The organism is Priestia sp. D3YE.R1 (genome assembly GCF_049199565.1).
In the GTDB taxonomy this organism is placed as follows: Bacteria; Bacillota; Bacilli; order Bacillales; family Bacillaceae_H; genus Priestia; species Priestia aryabhattai.
The window spans coordinates 922,522-939,205 of sequence record NZ_JBLTHW010000002.1 but is presented as its reverse complement, the minus strand read 5'-3'; the positions used below and the strand labels follow the sequence as shown (position 1 = coordinate 939,205).

General features: G+C 37.5%; 17 protein-coding genes and 1 pseudogene. 8 read left to right on the top strand and 10 right to left on the bottom strand.

Annotated features, from left to right (window positions below; genetic code table 11):
- The first annotated feature begins 53 nt into the window (after window positions 1-53).
- Window positions 54-269, top strand: coding sequence for a hypothetical protein (locus ACOZIR_RS16965; RefSeq protein ID WP_310879145.1), 216 nt, complete (start codon window positions 54-56; stop codon window positions 267-269).
- A 365-nt stretch (window positions 270-634) separates the two neighbouring features.
- Entirely contained in the window at window positions 635-1,567 is a 933-nt protein-coding gene (locus tag ACOZIR_RS16960) for an alpha/beta hydrolase (RefSeq protein ID WP_045291485.1), read from the top strand.
- Window positions 1,568-2,239: 672 nt separating this feature from the next.
- On the opposite strand, the gene ACOZIR_RS16955 is transcribed toward ACOZIR_RS16960, so the two are convergent.
- The 3 genes from ACOZIR_RS16955 to ACOZIR_RS16945 form a co-directional block, all read right to left on the bottom strand.
- Window positions 2,240-4,435, bottom strand: a complete 2,196-nt coding sequence (locus tag ACOZIR_RS16955) for an MMPL family transporter (protein WP_328120016.1) — start codon at window positions 4,433-4,435, stop codon at window positions 2,240-2,242.
- 189 nt (window positions 4,436-4,624) lie between these two features.
- Window positions 4,625-5,278 carry a response regulator gene (locus ACOZIR_RS16950; RefSeq protein ID WP_045291487.1) on the bottom strand — a complete coding sequence of 218 codons (654 nt, stop codon included), beginning with the start codon at window positions 5,276-5,278 and terminating at the stop codon, window positions 4,625-4,627.
- Between the two features lie 2 nt (window positions 5,279-5,280).
- The gene (locus ACOZIR_RS16945) at window positions 5,281-6,501 is read right to left on the bottom strand and encodes a sensor histidine kinase (RefSeq protein WP_328120015.1); all 1,221 of its coding nucleotides are present in this window, start codon (window positions 6,499-6,501) and stop codon (window positions 5,281-5,283) included.
- Window positions 6,502-6,837: 336 nt separating this feature from the next.
- Here ACOZIR_RS16945 and ACOZIR_RS16940 point away from each other — a divergent pair, with 336 nt between their 5' ends.
- Window positions 6,838-7,353, top strand: a complete 516-nt coding sequence (locus ACOZIR_RS16940; RefSeq protein ID WP_328120073.1) for a hypothetical protein — start codon at window positions 6,838-6,840, stop codon at window positions 7,351-7,353.
- On the opposite strand, the pseudogene ACOZIR_RS16935 reads toward ACOZIR_RS16940, so the two are convergent.
- The 4 genes and pseudogenes from ACOZIR_RS16935 to ACOZIR_RS16920 form a co-directional block, all read right to left on the bottom strand.
- Window positions 7,334-7,453: pseudogene (locus tag ACOZIR_RS16935) on the bottom strand (aldo/keto reductase); the annotation flags it as partial. The gene ACOZIR_RS16940 and the pseudogene ACOZIR_RS16935 overlap by 20 nt on opposite strands.
- A 117-nt stretch (window positions 7,454-7,570) precedes the next feature.
- Window positions 7,571-8,815, bottom strand: a complete 1,245-nt coding sequence (locus tag ACOZIR_RS16930; RefSeq protein WP_328120014.1) for a Bcr/CflA family efflux MFS transporter — start codon at window positions 8,813-8,815, stop codon at window positions 7,571-7,573.
- Window positions 8,816-9,014: 199 nt separating this feature from the next.
- A complete protein-coding gene (megL, locus tag ACOZIR_RS16925) occupies window positions 9,015-10,202 on the bottom strand; it encodes a methionine gamma-lyase (protein WP_045291489.1) in 1,188 nt (395 codons plus the stop codon).
- Window positions 10,203-10,356: 154 nt separating this feature from the next.
- Window positions 10,357-11,406 (bottom strand): NAD(P)/FAD-dependent oxidoreductase, encoded by a 1,050-nt coding sequence (locus ACOZIR_RS16920; RefSeq protein WP_045291491.1) that lies wholly within the window; start codon window positions 11,404-11,406, stop codon window positions 10,357-10,359.
- 189 nt (window positions 11,407-11,595) lie between these two features.
- Here ACOZIR_RS16920 and ACOZIR_RS16915 point away from each other — a divergent pair, with 189 nt between their 5' ends.
- The 4 genes from ACOZIR_RS16915 (at window position 11,596) to ACOZIR_RS16900 (ending at window position 15,410) form a co-directional block, all read left to right on the top strand.
- Complete coding sequence (locus ACOZIR_RS16915; protein ID WP_045291492.1) at window positions 11,596-12,390, top strand: ABC transporter ATP-binding protein; 795 nt, start codon at window positions 11,596-11,598, stop codon at window positions 12,388-12,390.
- On the top strand, window positions 12,391-13,314 hold the full coding sequence (locus ACOZIR_RS16910) for an iron-hydroxamate ABC transporter substrate-binding protein (protein ID WP_045291495.1): 924 nt from the start codon (window positions 12,391-12,393) through the stop codon (window positions 13,312-13,314).
- 81 nt (window positions 13,315-13,395) lie between these two features.
- Complete coding sequence (locus tag ACOZIR_RS16905) at window positions 13,396-14,406, top strand: iron ABC transporter permease (RefSeq protein WP_328120013.1); 1,011 nt, start codon at window positions 13,396-13,398, stop codon at window positions 14,404-14,406.
- A complete protein-coding gene (locus ACOZIR_RS16900) occupies window positions 14,403-15,410 on the top strand; it encodes a FecCD family ABC transporter permease (protein ID WP_045291498.1) in 1,008 nt (335 codons plus the stop codon). The genes ACOZIR_RS16905 and ACOZIR_RS16900 overlap by 4 nt, the downstream gene beginning before the upstream one ends.
- A 90-nt stretch (window positions 15,411-15,500) precedes the next feature.
- Here ACOZIR_RS16900 and ACOZIR_RS16895 read toward each other — a convergent pair whose 3' ends face one another.
- Window positions 15,501-15,668 (bottom strand): YfhD family protein, encoded by a 168-nt coding sequence (locus ACOZIR_RS16895; protein WP_075420553.1) that lies wholly within the window; start codon window positions 15,666-15,668, stop codon window positions 15,501-15,503.
- Between the two features lie 128 nt (window positions 15,669-15,796).
- Here ACOZIR_RS16895 and ytzI point away from each other — a divergent pair, with 128 nt between their 5' ends.
- Complete coding sequence (ytzI, locus tag ACOZIR_RS16890) at window positions 15,797-15,931, top strand: YtzI protein (RefSeq protein WP_080890153.1); 135 nt, start codon at window positions 15,797-15,799, stop codon at window positions 15,929-15,931.
- A gap of 29 nt (window positions 15,932-15,960) precedes the next feature.
- On the opposite strand, the gene ACOZIR_RS16885 is transcribed toward ytzI, so the two are convergent.
- Both ACOZIR_RS16885 and ACOZIR_RS16880 read right to left on the bottom strand, forming a co-directional pair.
- Window positions 15,961-16,158, bottom strand: coding sequence for a helix-turn-helix domain-containing protein (locus tag ACOZIR_RS16885; RefSeq protein WP_045291499.1), 198 nt, complete (start codon window positions 16,156-16,158; stop codon window positions 15,961-15,963).
- 45 nt (window positions 16,159-16,203) lie between these two features.
- A complete protein-coding gene (locus ACOZIR_RS16880; RefSeq protein WP_045291501.1) occupies window positions 16,204-16,632 on the bottom strand; it encodes a MarR family winged helix-turn-helix transcriptional regulator in 429 nt (142 codons plus the stop codon).
- Between the last annotated feature and the right edge of the window lie 52 nt (window positions 16,633-16,684).

Genomic DNA, 16,684 nt, shown 5'->3' with positions numbered 1-16,684 from the left:
AGATGTTGGAAGAGAGCTTTCTTTCAAACACTTATCAAAGAGGGATTTGCATAATGAATAATGTACAGCAGCTAACTTCTTTATTTAATGTTAATGGCCCATCCGCGAAGAAAAATAATAACAAAAGCATGCTACTGTCACTTTTAAGCATAGGAATTGGGACTTTAGTGATTTGGATAATAAGAGGAAATGGAAATAAAACAGGGGCACCAACTATGCAAACAATGACCAGTAGAAACCAGATGAAAAACGGTTTATCCAAGCAATAAAAACTGCATTTACAATAGTATGTTTTGTATAGCAATTGAGTTACCGTTGATTATTAAAAGCTTTGTGCAGTTTTTACTGCATAAAGCTTTTAATAATCAAAAAATAAACACCGATGACTTAATTACATAGAAGTGATATGACCATCTTCTATTTACAACATATGAGTACAACCTATTATTATTAATCGATATATTGTTAATCAAGCGAAGCTCATCTATTAACTAGCTGCATAGGACTAGATTTCAGTAAAAATCCATATATCTTTTTTAAACGAATCCAATCTTTGCACCATAAATTTTTCTTTTGGTTCTTCATTTTCATTATTAAATGACATAAATAAATTACGGAGACACAGAGGTCGAATATGAAACAATTTATTAAAAATATTCAAAATGATCAGCATTTTCTCTTTACATACGATTCACGCCCCATGAATGAAAACATCAAACGTTACAGTGAGTTTTACAATCTCCCAACAGAGAACATAATGTATCGTTACGGATTTGAATCGTTTATCCATGAACGGCTGTTTATCCAATCTTTTCGTCCCTTACCGGTAAAAGCTCATATTCTTCTTCTTCACGGTTATTATGATCATGCTGGAGTACTAAGTACTGTCATTCGTTTCTTGATTCAACAAGGGTTTCATGTGTTGACATTTGATTTACCGGGACATGGATTGTCAACAGGAGAACGGGGAGCCATTTCGGAGTTTTCTCTCTATACAGAAAGTATTCGAGAAGTCGTGCGTAGACACCTGTCTTCAAGCTCTCTGCCCGTCTATATCGTGGCTCACAGTACGGGCGCTGCTGCTGCAGTCGATTATATATTGAATAATCCTGAAACGTCTCAGATTCGAAAAGCAGTGCTTGTCTCGCCCCTCGTTCGGCCTTATCGCTGGAATGCAATCACCATTTTGATAAAGCCCTTAAAAGCGTTCACCAGGAATTTGAAAAGGATACTTCGAAACAATTCATCAGATGTAAAGTTTTTGCGTTTTGTGAAGAATGATCCGTTACAGTATGATCAGGTCCCTCTCAGTTGGGTAGAAGCATTGATCAGATGGAATGAATTGATTAAGAAAGGGAATCCCAGTTCTGTCCCTGTTCTCATCCTCCAAGGAAAAAAGGACACAACAGTGGATTGGAGATATAATGTTGGTTTCTTACTAAAGAAGTTTCCAAATATAGAGGTTGAACTTATAGAGAACGGAAAACATCATTTATTAAATGAAGAAGAGCTGATAAGAGATAAAGTGTTTTCTTCTATCCATCGCTACTTAACAGATGATGTGTAAACAATGATTCCGAGAACAATCGATGTAATATATATATTTTTTTGGAAATTTAGGGTTTTTATTTTGTTATCGATAATAATTACTCTAACATCTTGTAATAGATTTAAATATCTTGTCCGTAAAAGTATAATTTTACGGACGGTGAGTTTATATAAAAAATTTGTCATTCTCAACGTTCGTTTAAATTTAAAATCAATTTACAAACGTTCTTTAAAATACATGTAGTTTAAAGAACGTTTTCAACAAGATAATAGACTGAAAAGTGTACTTCCTATAATCAAACTTATGTTAACTCGAACAGAAAAAGCTTGTATCTAAAGAGATACAAGCTTTTTCCCATACTTTTTAAGTATTTGTTCATTTGCCCTTGTGAGGCCCTTTCGTTACGTATATCGGTTCATAACTAAAGTGCCTTGTGTAAGATACGAATATCTACTTTCAATTTCAGGAAATACATTTGTCGAAGTCGCTGTTAATTCTTTCAAAACTAATCAGTCCCTTCATGAAATAAGTATTTACCTTTTTACAACAGCCAATAATATTAATGACGTTGTACTATATGTCTACCACATGTTTTAAAGTTAAAACGTCAATCCAACAAATTTTTTGTGGATTTTTCTTTCATAATAAAACGGTTCGTTTGCGTTAAAAATCAGCAGGTAAGGATACAAATTAGTATTTTCTAACTTTTTTATCGATATTATCTTCTATATGATTCGTAATTGATTCGCCTTCAACATCTATAGTCGGTAGGGATTTATCCAGCCATTTAGGTAGGTACCATGCAGATTTTCCTAAAAGCGTCATAACTGCAGGTACAAGTGTCATTCTCACCACGAATGCATCGAATAACACCCCAAAAGCCATTGATAACCCTGTCGCTTTTATCGTTGAATCTTCTGCAAAAATAAAGCTAGCAAAAACAGAAATCATAATTAGACCAGCCGCCGTTACTACTGGGCCACTATGTTTCAGGCTCGAAAGAATAGATTTATTTGCGTCTCTCAAGTGTGTAAAATCTTCACGCATCCGACTTACGAGAAACACTTCATAGTCCATAGCTAAACCAAATAAAATACCTGTCGTTAGAACTGGCATGAAATTTAATAATGGACCAGCCTCAGGAATACCAAAGAAATTAATAAAATGCCCATCTTGTAACACAAAAACAGAAAATCCTAAAGTAGCGATTAAAGTCATTAGAAATCCTAATACAGCTTTGATAGGTACAAGAATGGAACGGAAGACAACTAAAAGTAACAGTAAAGCAAAGATAACAATTAAAGCTGCAAATTGAGGTAACGCTTCTGAAAGCTTATCAGAGATATCAATATTAACAGCAGTTGATCCTGTAACCATTAATTTTACTTTTTCATCTTTTTTTACATTTATTGCCTTTTCTCGAATATCATTAACTAGATCTTTCGTTTTAGAGTCATTAGGTCCCGTTTTAGGTAAAACAGTTACCATTGCAAATTTGCCAGATTGATTTGAAGTAGGAGGAGAAACGCTAGATACATTTGGCAAGTCACTTAGCTCTTTTGCCACCTTTGTAAAGGATACTTGTGTATTTGGACTTTTAGATCCATCTAATACAACGACAAGGGGTCCATTTATTCCGTCTCCAAAGCCTTCTGCCATTGAATCGTACGCACGTCTTTCAATAGTTTCTTTTGATTTCATTCCATTATCAGGTAAACCTAGTTCCATATGAAGAACTGGAGAACTAATAATACCCGTGACAATTAAACATACTAGGACAATTTGTACAGGATAACGAGTAACAAACCGTCCCCACTTATTTGAATCCTTATTTTTCTTAACTACAAGAGACTTTTTAGAATCCACTTGTTTTTTGGGTTTAGGACTGAGGCGATGACCAAACATTCCTAATAGGGCAGGAACCAATGTAATGGAGACTAACATGACAATTAACACCGTAAAAGCTGCCGATAATCCCATTGATGTTAAGAATGGAATGCCTACTACAGATAATCCACACAGGGCGACAATAACAGTTAATCCAGCAAATACTACTGCACTACCAGCAGTCGCAGTAGCACGAGCAATGGATTCTCTTACACTAAGCCCCTGTGCTAACTGTTGGCGATGTCTTGAGATAATAAATAGTGCATAGTCAATTCCAACTGCTAAACCAATCATACTCGCAAGTGACAAACTTGTGGCTTGGACAGAGAAGAAATTTGAACTGATTAGAATTCCCATAGCACCGATACCTAGACCTATAATAGCCGTAATAATTGGTAATCCTGCTGCAAGGAAAGATGCGAAAGTAAAAACTAAAATACCAAAAGCGATAACGATACCTACTAGTTCAGATGTACCGCCAATTTTGACGTGTGAGAAAGCAACTGTACCGCCTATCTCCGTTTGAACACCATTTTTCTCAGCTATTTTTGCAATACCTTTTATCTTATCTTTTGAAGCATCCGTTACTTTATCTGCACTTACCTTATACGTAATCGTTGCATAACCAATCTCTTTATTTTTACTGATTGTTCCTGCTTGGTAAGGATTTGCGATAGATTCAACGGCTTTGTCGTTAAGAACAAGATCTAATGTATCTTGTATTTTTTGATGCGTAGAAGATGATTCTAATGTCTGCCCTTCAGGTGCTTTAAAGATAAGCTTGATTTGTCCACCACTCTCACCATGGGGAAATTCCTTATTCATCACATCCATTGCTTTTTCTGCTTTTGTTCCAGGAATCGACATATCATCATTAAATGTTATACCTACGCTTCCGACTCCGATTGCTGCAACTATTAGGATAGCTATCCACCCAAAAAAGACTTGGCGGCGTTTTCGAGAAGCCCATTCACCTAATTTATAAAGATACTTTGCCATACAATCTCCTTCCATTCTTCAATTCAATATAGTAAAACATGATGTAAACAACCTTATTCCTTAAAATAAAAGGAGGTTGTTGTGAATACTTGTTTATTCTAATAAAAAAGTAAACAAAAAAAATCGTACATAAGGGCAACCTCCCTATGTACGTTTGGGCAAATCTCTATGTACTTTTCTAATTTTAAGTTAACGATGAAGGATTCCTTGGTCAATTGCAACTGCTACAGCCTCTGACCTTGAAGCTACCCCCAACTTTGTATAAATGCTTGTCAGGTGGGCTTTAACAGTTCGCTCTGAAATCCCTAAATCCAGTGCAATCTTCTTACTCGTCGCTCCACTTGCCACCGTTTGCAGTATACTTAGTTCTCTTTCTGTAAGAATGGACTCCCTAACATCTGATGAAGATGATAAATTAGGTTGCTTTTCTTTATAAGCAAATATTCTTGATGTAATTTCCGGTTGTAAAAGCGTTTCTCCCCTGATGGCAGATTCAATTGTTCTGAATAAATTTTCTCGACTGGTATCTTTTAATAAATATCCCTTTGCACCTAGGCTTAATCCTCGAATCATTAATTCATCCTCATTGTACGTTGTGAGAATAATAATAGGGATAGTTGAATTTTGTTCTTTTAGCCTTTCAATAGCTTTAAGACCACTCATTTTTGGCATGTTTAAGTCCATTAAAATCACATCCGGTTGCAATTCTTCAATGAGATTCAATGCTATAGCTCCGTCTTCTGCCTCTGCGACTACTTCATAGGTATCACTGGTTTCTAAAATTAACTTTAAGCCTTCCCTCACAACAAAATGATCATCTACAATTAAAACCTTATATTTCACATTTATTCTCCTTTTGGTATCAGTACTTCTATCTGAATTATAGTTCCTTCCTGATTTTTGCTTTGAATATCTATGGTTCCTTTAAGTATGCGAACACGCTCTTGCATACCAATTAATCCATAGTGGCCTACTTGCTTACCGATTTTCTCTGAATCAAAACCTATGCCGTCATCTTTTATCTCTAGATATAAAATACCTTGTATTTTTTCTTCAATCGTTATCCATGCATGTTGAGCTTGAGAATGACGTGCAATATTTGTTAATCCCTCACTTATAATATGTTTGGTATGTTCTACAAACATGGAAGGCAAAGGCATGATAGCGCCTGCCGTTAGTAAACAGTTTATTCCAGTTGTTGACCTGAAACGTTGAACCTCTTCCTCCACACTTTCTATAAACCCTATTTCCTCAACTGATTGTGTACGCAAGTCATCTATTGCACTACGGGCATCAGCTAATGCCACACGTGCTCTTTCCATTGCTTGCTGTACAATCTCTTGCCCTCTTTTAACATTGTCATTACTCAAATGAGCATTAATTGCTTCTAGTTGCATGATGAGGCCTGCCAAACCTTGAGCCAATGTATCATGTAAATCACGCGCCATTCGTTGACGTTCATTTGTAAGAGTCAGCTGCTCTACTTTTTGATGGGCAATCTCTAGTTCTTGAAGAGATGTTTGAATACGAACTCTAGCCTGTACTTGTCTAAAAAACATAACAGCATACCCTACTATACTTATTATGAGAGGAATCATAATCATTAGATAAATAACTAACAAATGCAAATGTCCCATTAGAATAGTAGCAATACACATTAAAAGAATACAAAATAAAGAAACCATTACTACTTTACTTATTTGATAATAAATTCCTACGCTTTGTCCTATCAAAAGTGAATATAGTCCAATGAGTGTTGGTTGAAAGCCATCAGGCATTATAAGACCACAAAGAAAGGCTAAACCTCCTTGAACAAGAATGTAAATCCACGGTCTAAACATTTTAAAAACATTAATAAATGAATTTAATACAAAATATAGAGAAAAAAGAAAGGTAAATAACAAGCTATTCAACAGCATGGGATGAGCTAATGTTTGAAGGATCATCGTAGCTGAATACGTTAATAGCAACCACGTAAAAATGGGTAGTCTACCTGCAAGAGACTGTTCTGAATCATAAGGAATCTTAGATATGGGCGGAGTATATAGAGAATCCACCTTTCCCATTACTTAACCCCCTTTTCATTTGTTTAAATTAGGATTTCCTTTTGATATATACAGTTACACTTCTCTAATAGTAAATGTCAATTAATTTTAATGCAATTTTGTATCGCAAAACTTCTATACTAATTAATCAAAAGTTGTTATAGAAGAATGGGAAATTAGAGAATTTATTTTTCACCAAGAACTTAGCAATAATCGGGAAAAGGTATGATATTCCACTGGATAAAGAACAAATGTTCTTTTATTTTAGGAGTATTTTCAATGGAGGATGAACAGTTACCAAACAGAATCATTATATGTATCGACATGAAGGCGATCTATGCTTAAGTTTCTTCTGCCATAAGAGGATTAAATCCGTTGAAAACAAAGCTTGCAGTAGTCGGAGATATCAAACGGTCGGGATCCGTTGTATTAGCTGCCACACCCTTATTAAAGAAAGAAGGAGTCAAAACAGGAAGTCGTCTTTTCGACATTCCTAAAAGGAAAGATATCCATGTGGTGAATCCATCCATGGAGAGGTATATCAAGGCTTCGACCTATATTTCGAGCTTGGTGTTACAGTATGTGGCTCCTGAGGATTTTCATGCCTATAGTATTGATGAGTTGTTTATTGATGCGACAGCTTCGTTGCATCTATTCGCTCGTACACCAGAAGAATTAACCCACAAGATTATCGACGAAATTTATCATAAGACACGCCTCACAGCTATGGCAGGCATAGGCCCTAATCTCTTACTGGCGAAGGTAAGCTTAGACCATGAGGCTAAGAATAGCCCAACAGGAGTGGCTTATTGGCGATATGAGGATATTCCCTTTAAATTGTGGGCTATTCATCATCAATCCCACTCGTTATAGCGTTGACTCCTTCATTTCCTTTAAGCTTATATGTACCAAAACCTATAGCAGGCAAGGTTACCCCGTCATTAAGGGTTATTTCAGGAATTACTTTACTCATTATTATCCACTCCTTTCGATCATGTCATAAGGTTAGCATATATTATCCAATACTTGAATAAATTTGCACCACTCATTTTCACAAAGGAGTGGTGCTTTCAAACAATCAAAAAAGTGATTACGGAGAAACCTCCGTTTTAAACTCATTAATTTCGCACTTTTCTGTTTCTTTCTTGTTTTTAGTTAACGTAAAGAAAGCTACAAAACCTAAAAGCGCCGTACTAAATAAAATAGCAGCCATCGGAATCGCTGTGGTTTCGTTAATACCCACTAAAGGAGAAACAATTGATCCTAAAGTTAGTGGAAGCATGCCTAACACGGCACTCGCACTTCCTGCTCTATGTCCTTGATTTTTCATTGCCAATGTCACCGAGCCTGTGATCGTCATTCCTATAGAGATCATGTAAATAAAAATGGGAATAACAATCGTAGCCAGCGGCCCTTTAAGCATGGTCATAATAAGAAGCACGCTAGTAGCACTTACAGCCGTAATCACGGCAATGCGAAGCAGGCTTCTTTCATGAAGAATTCCGCTAAAGCGCCCAATAATAAAGCTTCCAGTCACAATGGCCAAGCCGTTAATGCCAAACAAAATGCTAAAAACTTGCGGAGAAACATGGTAGATCCCTTGATAGACAAATGGAGTACCTGATACATAAGCAAAGCTTCCTCCGTGGACCAGTCCGACAATTAAGGCATACCCAATAAAAGAACGGTCTTGTAATAAACTGCCCATCGTGCGAATGGAATGACCAATTGAACTTGGCGTTCTATTTTCAATTGGCAAAGTTTCTTTTAAACGCATTGAAATTGTTAAAACAATTAAAAGGCCTATTAAACTTAAAAACAAGAAAATAGTATGCCAGCTTGCAAAAGGAAGAAGTAAAATAGCACCTCCGGCCATTGGTGCTATCATTGGTGCAAAGGCATTAATAACCATTAACAGAGCAAAAAACTTCGTAAGCTCTCTTCCACTAAAAACGTCTCTGACAATGGCTCGAGAAAGAACAACTCCTGCCGAAGCTGTAAACCCTTGTAAAAAGCGTGCGATGACTAAAGCTGTAATAGTAGGAGCCAAAGCACAGAGCAAGGACGATATCATAAATAAAGAGATGGAAATGAGTAAAGGTCGTTTTCGTCCCTTCGCATCACTGATTGGACCGATCACGATTTGACCAATGGCAAGGCCTAGTAAACACGATGTTAAACTAAGCTGAACAAGTGAAGCTCTCGCATCTAAATGATCAGCAATAGCAGGGAAACTTGGCAAATACATATCGATATTAAGCGGACCTAATATCGCAAGCGTGCTGAGAAGAAACGCCAATCCTAGACGTTTTTTTCCAGTTGGGTTATGAAGCATAATAGCAGAGCACCTTCCTTACCTAAATATTGTATTTTTACAGATAACCTTTAGTCTATTGAAAGGCATCTCTTCTGTCTAGGACATTTGTCTAAAGATGTAGGTAAAGTTCTATTCGCAAAAGATGACATACGGTTGATAGTCAAAAAACAACGCTTGAAATATCCTTAAGATACTTCAAGCGTTGTTTGAGCGTTTGTTATATACTATCTAATGCCTGCTGTAAATCTCTCATAATATCTTCCCATGCTTCCAGTCCAACTGATAAACGAAGGAGTTCGTTTGAAATTCCCATTTCTTTCCGAGCTTCTTCCGGCACAACTGCATGCGTCATCGAGGCAGGATGCTGAATAAGTGTTTCAGCATCTCCAAGACTCACCGCAATAGAAATGAGCTTAAGCTGATTAACCACTTTTACGGTTTCTTCATAACCTCCTTTCACTTCAAAGGAGAGAAGCCCCCCTCCTTTTTTCATTTGCTTTTGCATGAGAGAATAAGCAGTGCTTTTTTTATCACCTGGATAATAAACGGCTTTCACCTTGGGGTGGAGACTTAATTGTTTTGCGATATGTTCAGCATTTTCACAGTGACGATCCATTCGAACGGCCAGCGTTTTTAAGCCTCGGAGTAATAGCCAAGCATCAAACGGTGAAAGAATGCCTCCGATATCTTTTTGCGTCGTTTTGCGCAGTACGGAAATAACCTCTTCGTTCCCTACTACAATTCCTGCTACAACATCTCCGTGTCCACCAATAAATTTTGTTGCGCTATGAATGACTAAGTCGCACCCAAGCTTCAGCGGCTGTTGCAAATAAGGAGTTGAAAAGGTATTGTCTACTACCACAGGAATTCCTTTTTGTTTGGCGATAGAAGCAACTAACTCTAAATCTACTAAAGTCATAGTCGGGTTAATCGGTGTTTCAATATAAATACATGCTGTATCTTCTTTGATAGCAGCAAGAATTTCTTCCTCAGTTTCCAAGTTGGAAAAAGAATGATGGATCTGATATTTTTCCTCAAGCATTTCTAGAAGACCAAACGTGCATCCATATACTCCTTTAGAACATAAAATATGATCGCCTGCTTTTGTAAGTCCAATCAATACAGCCGATACTGCAGCCATTCCTGATCCAAATGCCAAAGCGGCTTCGCCTTCTTCAAGCTGGGCCATACGCTCTTCTAAAATAGTGACCGTTGGATTAGATAACCGGGAATATACATAACCATTTTCTGCTCCGCTAAATCGGTTTGCACCTTGTTCAAGCGATGAAAATGTAAATGTGGAAGTTTGGTAAATAGGAGGAGCTAAACTGTCAAAATGATGTTTAGACTCATACCCTGCGTGAATGGCTTTTGTTTCAAACTGATATTTCTTTTTTTCTTTCATACGGCTTCCCCCTTATGCAAACAAGCGCTGTGTCATTTAAAAAAATGTAAGCGTTTTCTTTTATTATATTTCTCTTTCCTTTTTTCGTTCCCTGCCTCTTCATGTCGATAATTCCACCGTAGAGAAAGAAGCGACATGCACACTGCACCTCGCTTTACTTCATCATTTGTTTAATTAGTGTTGAATTACGCTTTTTGAATACTTCATTATGAGAAGAAACCATAGCTGTCTTAGCAGCAGAGGGCTGAACGAATTGTTTTGCTTTGTTTACGGCATTAGCAGCATCTTGAAAAGCGCCGGTAATCAAATGGACTTTTCCTTCGTGCATGAGAATATCTCCAGCTGCATATATGCCTTCTACAGACGTTTCACTTGCTGCATTACCTGCGATGTAATAGTCATCAATAGTTTTGATATGTAGTTCACTGCCCTTTAACAGCTCTGTGTCTCTTTCATAGCCGTGATTAATAATAACTTCGTCAATCGGCAAGTAAGCAATTTCACCGGTTTGATGATTAGTCAGTTCAACTTTTTCTATAAATTCATGCGTAGCATCAGCCACTAATTTTGTAATAGATGTATTAAGCAGACACTGCGCTGAACTGTTCGTTAATTGCCTCACTTGTGCTTCATGACCATTTAGTTCACTGTTTCGGTACGCAATATACACTTTTTCAGCAACGGGCTCTAGCTCATTTGCCCAATCAATGGCTGAATTGCCTCCGCCTGAAACAATCACCGTTTTATTTTTAAAATGCTGCAGAGATTTAACCGTATAGTTTAGGTTTGTTACTTCAAATCGTTCTGCTCCTTCAATTTTGAGCTTTTGCGGGTTTAAAATACCTCCTCCGACAGCAAGGATAATGGTTTTAGAGTAATGATGTTCACCTGAAGAACTCGTTAGCTGGAAAATACCATCTTCTAAGCGAGAAATCAATTCAATCTTCTCATTTAAAACAACAGTTGGATCAAACGTCAGCCCTTGTTCGACAAGCTGTTCAATAAGCTTTGCACCAGCAACAGGAGTTTGTCCGCCCACATCCCAAATCATTTTTTCTGGATAAACGTGAAGCTTCCCGCCTAGCTTTGGCTGGTATTCAATCAGCTTTGTTTTCATTTCTCTTAGTCCACTGTAAAAGGCCGAGTAAAGGCCAGCCGGTCCCCCACCGATAATTGTCACATCAAAAAGTTCATGTTGTGTCATGCACGTTCACTCCTTACAATCAACCGTTATTGATTATCATTCTCATTTAAATATACATCTTCTTCAACGTTTTGACAATAAAAATAACTATTGACATACCAAAACGTTCGAATTATAGTATGTAAAGAAAACGATATTGATAATCATTATCATATATTCGTTGTATTAAACATAAACGGAGGTTCAGATATGGTTCGCCTATATACAGAAGAATTACATATTAGTTATGGTGAACGTCTAATAGTAAAAGATTTAAGCGTTAACATTCCAGACAAAAAGATTACAACGATTATTGGTTCAAACGGATGCGGCAAATCAACGCTTTTAAAAGCCATTACCCGCATTATTTCTCATCAATCTGGTTCCGTTATTTTAGATGGGGAAAACATTTCAAAAGAACATACAAAATCACTCGCTAAAAAAATGGCCATTCTTCCTCAAACGCCAGAAAGTGCCAGCGGCTTAACTGTGGGAGAACTCGTATCTTATGGGCGTTTTCCCTATCAAAAAGGTTTTGGGCGCCTATCAAAAGAAGACTATCACACGATTGACTGGGCACTTGAAGTAACAGGAACAAAAGACTACAAGTTTCGTCCCGTTGACTCTCTTTCAGGCGGTCAGCGTCAGCGAGTGTGGATTGCGATGGCTTTAGCTCAAGAAACCGATATTATATTTCTCGATGAGCCTACTACCTACTTGGATATGGCACATCAGTTAGAAGTACTAGAACTCCTGCAAAAACTAAACAAAGAGCAGGAGCGTACAGTTGTAATGGTGCTTCATGATTTAAATCAAGCCGCTCGGTTCGCGGATTATATCATTGCTTTAAAAGATGGAGAAATTGTCAAAGCCGGAACGTGTGAACAAGTCATTACACATGACGTTCTAAAAAAAGTTTTTCATATTGATGCTGAAATTGGACGAGATCCGAGAACAAATAAACCGATGTGTATCACGTATAATTTATTAAGAGGAGATAACTAAATGAAAAAACTATTGCTTCCATTCATGCTTATATTCGTACTACTTATCAGCGCCTGCGGCAACGGTTCAACTGAAAGCAAAAACGATTCTAGCAAAAGAAACAGCGAATCCAAGACGATTACATATCAATCTGAAGACGGCCCTGTAAAAGTTCCGTCTAATCCGAAACGTGTTGTTGTGTTAGGTTCCTATGCAGGTAACGTACTTTCTTTAGGTGTTAACATTGTCGGAGTGGACTCATGGTCTAAAATGAATCCCCGCTTTGAAAAAAAATTAAAAGGCGTTGAAGAAGTATCAGACGAAAATTTAGAGAAGATCATTGAATTAAAGCCTGACTTAATTATTGGCTTATCCAATACAAAAAACATTGATAAATTGAAAAAAATTGCCCCTACTGTGACGTATACATACAATAAAGTAGATTACCTTACTCAGCATGTAGAAATCGGAAAGCTCTTAAATAAAGAAAAAGAAGCACAATTATGGGTAGACGACTTTAAAAAGCGTGCGGCAAAAGCTGGATCTGACATCAAAGCTAAAATTGGCGAAGATACCACGGTTTCGGTTATTGAGAACTTTGACAAGCAGCTTTATGTGTTTGGCGATAACTGGGGACGCGGAACGGAAATTCTTTATCAAGAAATGAAATTAAAGATGCCGGAGAAAGTAAAGGAAATGGCTTTGAAAGATGGGTACTATGCGATTTCACCGGAGGTTCTTCCTGAATATGCCGGAGATTATTTAATCTTTAGCAAAAACCAAGATGGAGATACATCATTTGAGAAAACAAATACGTACAAAAATATTCCTGCTGTAAAGAATAATCACGTATTTGAAGCGAATGCAAAAGAATTTTATTTTAATGATCCAATCACATTAGATTATCAATTAGATTTCTTTACTCAAAAATTTCTTGGTAAGTAATTCATTCAAGAGGAATTCTTTTTAGAATTCCTCTTGCTTTGTTTTACTAAATTTATTCTTACATGAAAAGATGGGTGTTATATGAAAAAAGACAATCAGCGTTTCATTCCTTTTTTATATAAATTAATAGGTATGCTGCTCGTATTCCTCATAATGTTTGTTTCTTCAATGGTTTTTGGCGCTGCTGATATATCGATAAAAGACGTGTGGCTAGCACTTTCATCAAGCAGTGTAAACGAACAGATTGCGATCATCCGAGATATTCGCCTACCCCGTGAAATCGCCGCTGTTTTTGTGGGGGCTGCTTTATCAGTATCAGGGGCGATTATGCAAGGTATGACAAGAAACCCACTTGCAGATCCAGGACTTTTAGGCTTAACTTCTGGCGCAAATGCAGCTTTAGCTGTAACAATTGCGTTTATCCCTTCTGTAAATTATTTAGGTATTACGATTGCTTGCTTTATAGGGGCCGGCGTTGGAGCAATCCTGGTGTTTGGAATTGCTGCTATAAAAAGAGGCGGTTTTTCTCCGCTTCGAATTGTACTAGCCGGGGCTGCCGTTTCAGCGTTTCTTTATGCGATCGGAGAAGGCGTAGGTATTTATTTTAAAATTTCAAAAGATGTATCGATGTGGACAGCTGGCGGAATGGTAGGCACTTCTTGGGAACAGCTTCAAATCATTGTTCCTTTTATTGTTGGAGGTATATTCATTGCCCTTCTGCTTTCTAGGCAGCTTACTATTTTAAGCTTAAATGAAGAAGTCGCTGTAGGATTAGGGCAGCAAACCACAAAAGTCAAAACCATTTTATTTATCGTCATGATTCTTCTTGCCGGCGCTTCTGTGGCGCTAGTTGGAAACATGGTATTTATCGGCTTGATGATTCCTCATATTGTACGAGGAGTAGTAGGAACCGATTATCGTTATATTATCCCTATGTCCGCTATCACTGGCGCAGCGTTCATGCTGCTGGCGGATACATTGGCCCGAACAGTAAGTGCTCCTTATGAAACACCGATAGCAGCAATTGTATCGATGATTGGTTTACCTTTCTTTTTAGCCATTGTTCGTAAAGGAGGAAAAGCATTCTCATGATTCACCCAGCGCTTATCAGAAAACAACGAATAATTATGACGCTGCTCACTGCTTTGATTCTTGTAACCATTGTGATAGGAATGGGGCTCGGTGATGCACCGCTTGCTTATAATAAAGTGTTTCCTACTCTTTTTGGCAAAGGGAATTTTACAGATGAGTTCGTTCTTTTTTCAATTCGACTTCCGCGAATTCTTATTACCCTTTTAGCTGGAATGGCTCTTGCTTTGTCAGGAGCTATCTTACAAGGGGTTACGCGCAATGATTTAGCGGAACCTGGAATTATAGGAATTAATTCAGGGGCAGGTGTCGCAATTGCTGTATTCTTTTTATTTTTCCCAATTGAAGCTGGCTCTTTCGTCTATGCCCTTCCGTTAGTAGGGTTCATTGGCGCCTTATTTACAGCTGGTCTTATCTATCTTTGCGCATATAGTAAAAGCCAAGGGCTGCAGCCTGTAAAGCTTATTTTAACAGGCGTAGGTTTTTCCATGGCACTTTCTGGAATGATGGTTGTGATTATGTCATCAGCTGATCGTGCCAAAGTTGATTTTATTGCTAAATGGATTGCAGGAAACATTTGGGGAGCAGACTGGCCTTTTATATGGGCTCTTCTACCTTGGCTTCTTGTATTAATTCCTTTTATATTGTATAAAGCGAATTCATTAAATATTTTTAACTTAAATGAAGCTGCAGCTATTGGAGTAGGTATCTCTATGGAGAAAGAGCGTGTAACACTGCTTTTAGCAGCGGTTGCATTAGCGGCAGCAGCAGTTTCAGTTACAGGCGGCGTGGCCTTTATTGGGCTTCTTGCTCCTCATATTGCAAAGGGCTTAGTTGGACCGAGAAACCAGCTTTTTATTCCCGTTGCTATTTTACTTGGCGGCTGGCTTTTGCTGATTGCTGATACTATAGGACATAACATTGCAGATCCTAACGGTATACCGGCAGGAATTATTGCCGCCGTAATAGGTGCTCCTTATTTTGTTTATTTGCTTTTGAAAAAATAATAAATGAGGCTGAGAAATAACGAACCACTAATCAAACATTTCGATTAGTGGTTCATTTTTCACTTGAGCTAAAATACTTTTACCTCAGCTTCAGTTTTGCTTTTTTTGTCTTTCATCTGCAGCGTTCGCTCTAGCCTGTGCTTCTAAATCGTCTTGATCTGCTAATTCACGAGAAAACTCTTCATCTACTCCATCTGCTTTAGATGCAGGATAATCCGCTACCTTTTTTAATTGTTTTTTCAACTCTTTTTCATTCATAATGAACACTCCTTTATTCTAGACTGTTACTAGTATGCGTTTGTCGTTTCTGCACTATGTGGAGAAAGAAGGAATTTTACCAATAAGACCGAAAGCATATGTAATAAGAAAGAGAAAGGATGTTTTATATGATCATCATTATTACGCTCTCTATTATCATTGTATTTGTTATTTTACTGCTGTGCGTAGTTACCACTTCGAAAGCCTATGATTACAAACATACCGTAGATCCGCTTACAAAAAAACAAGACAAAAAAAAGTAGGTGCGCTCGTTTCACACCTACTTTTTGTATTAGCTCTGCATTGTTTTTAAATCATGATCATTCAATTGAAATGCTTGCTTAATTTTGTTTTCCAAGTTTTTTGTTACTCTTCGCTTGCCCACTTCAACCAGTGCGATTAAAGAAAAGCTGCAGTTCACTGCTTGGGCGAAGTTTCGCTGATTCATATTGTAGTTTTTCCGAATGTTTTTTACCGTTTCTTTATTCATTTACACTCACTCCGCTTAACTCAATATACTTTTTTCTACTCAAGTTCAAGTCACATGTTCATCTAGCTGCCGATAGAGCGTGAGAAATTGCTGCTGTTCTTCTTCTTTATAGCAAGCAAACAGTTTTTCACCCCCGTGCTGCATGTCTTTCTCAGCAGCTTGAATCACTTGTTTCCCTTTGTTTGTAAGTTCAACCATAACTTTACGCCGGTCTCTTTTTGAATGGTAGCGCTCCACAAGGTTCAGTTCATACAAACGTGTAATCGATGCTGTGATAACGCTTGGGCTCGCCTTCATTTCGTCTGCCACTTTGGTGACAGGTGTTGCATCTGCACGTTCAACAATCAGTAAAATATGATATTGAAAAGGGGTAATTCCGTAATGCTGTAAAAGGCTTTTTACATTTGTCATTACTTTTTTGTTTAAAGATATTGAGATTCTTTGAATTTCTTCACCAAATATCAATGGATCCATCCACCTCACTGCCCCTTTCTCTCCAACATGTTTTATGATGAACTTTAGATTT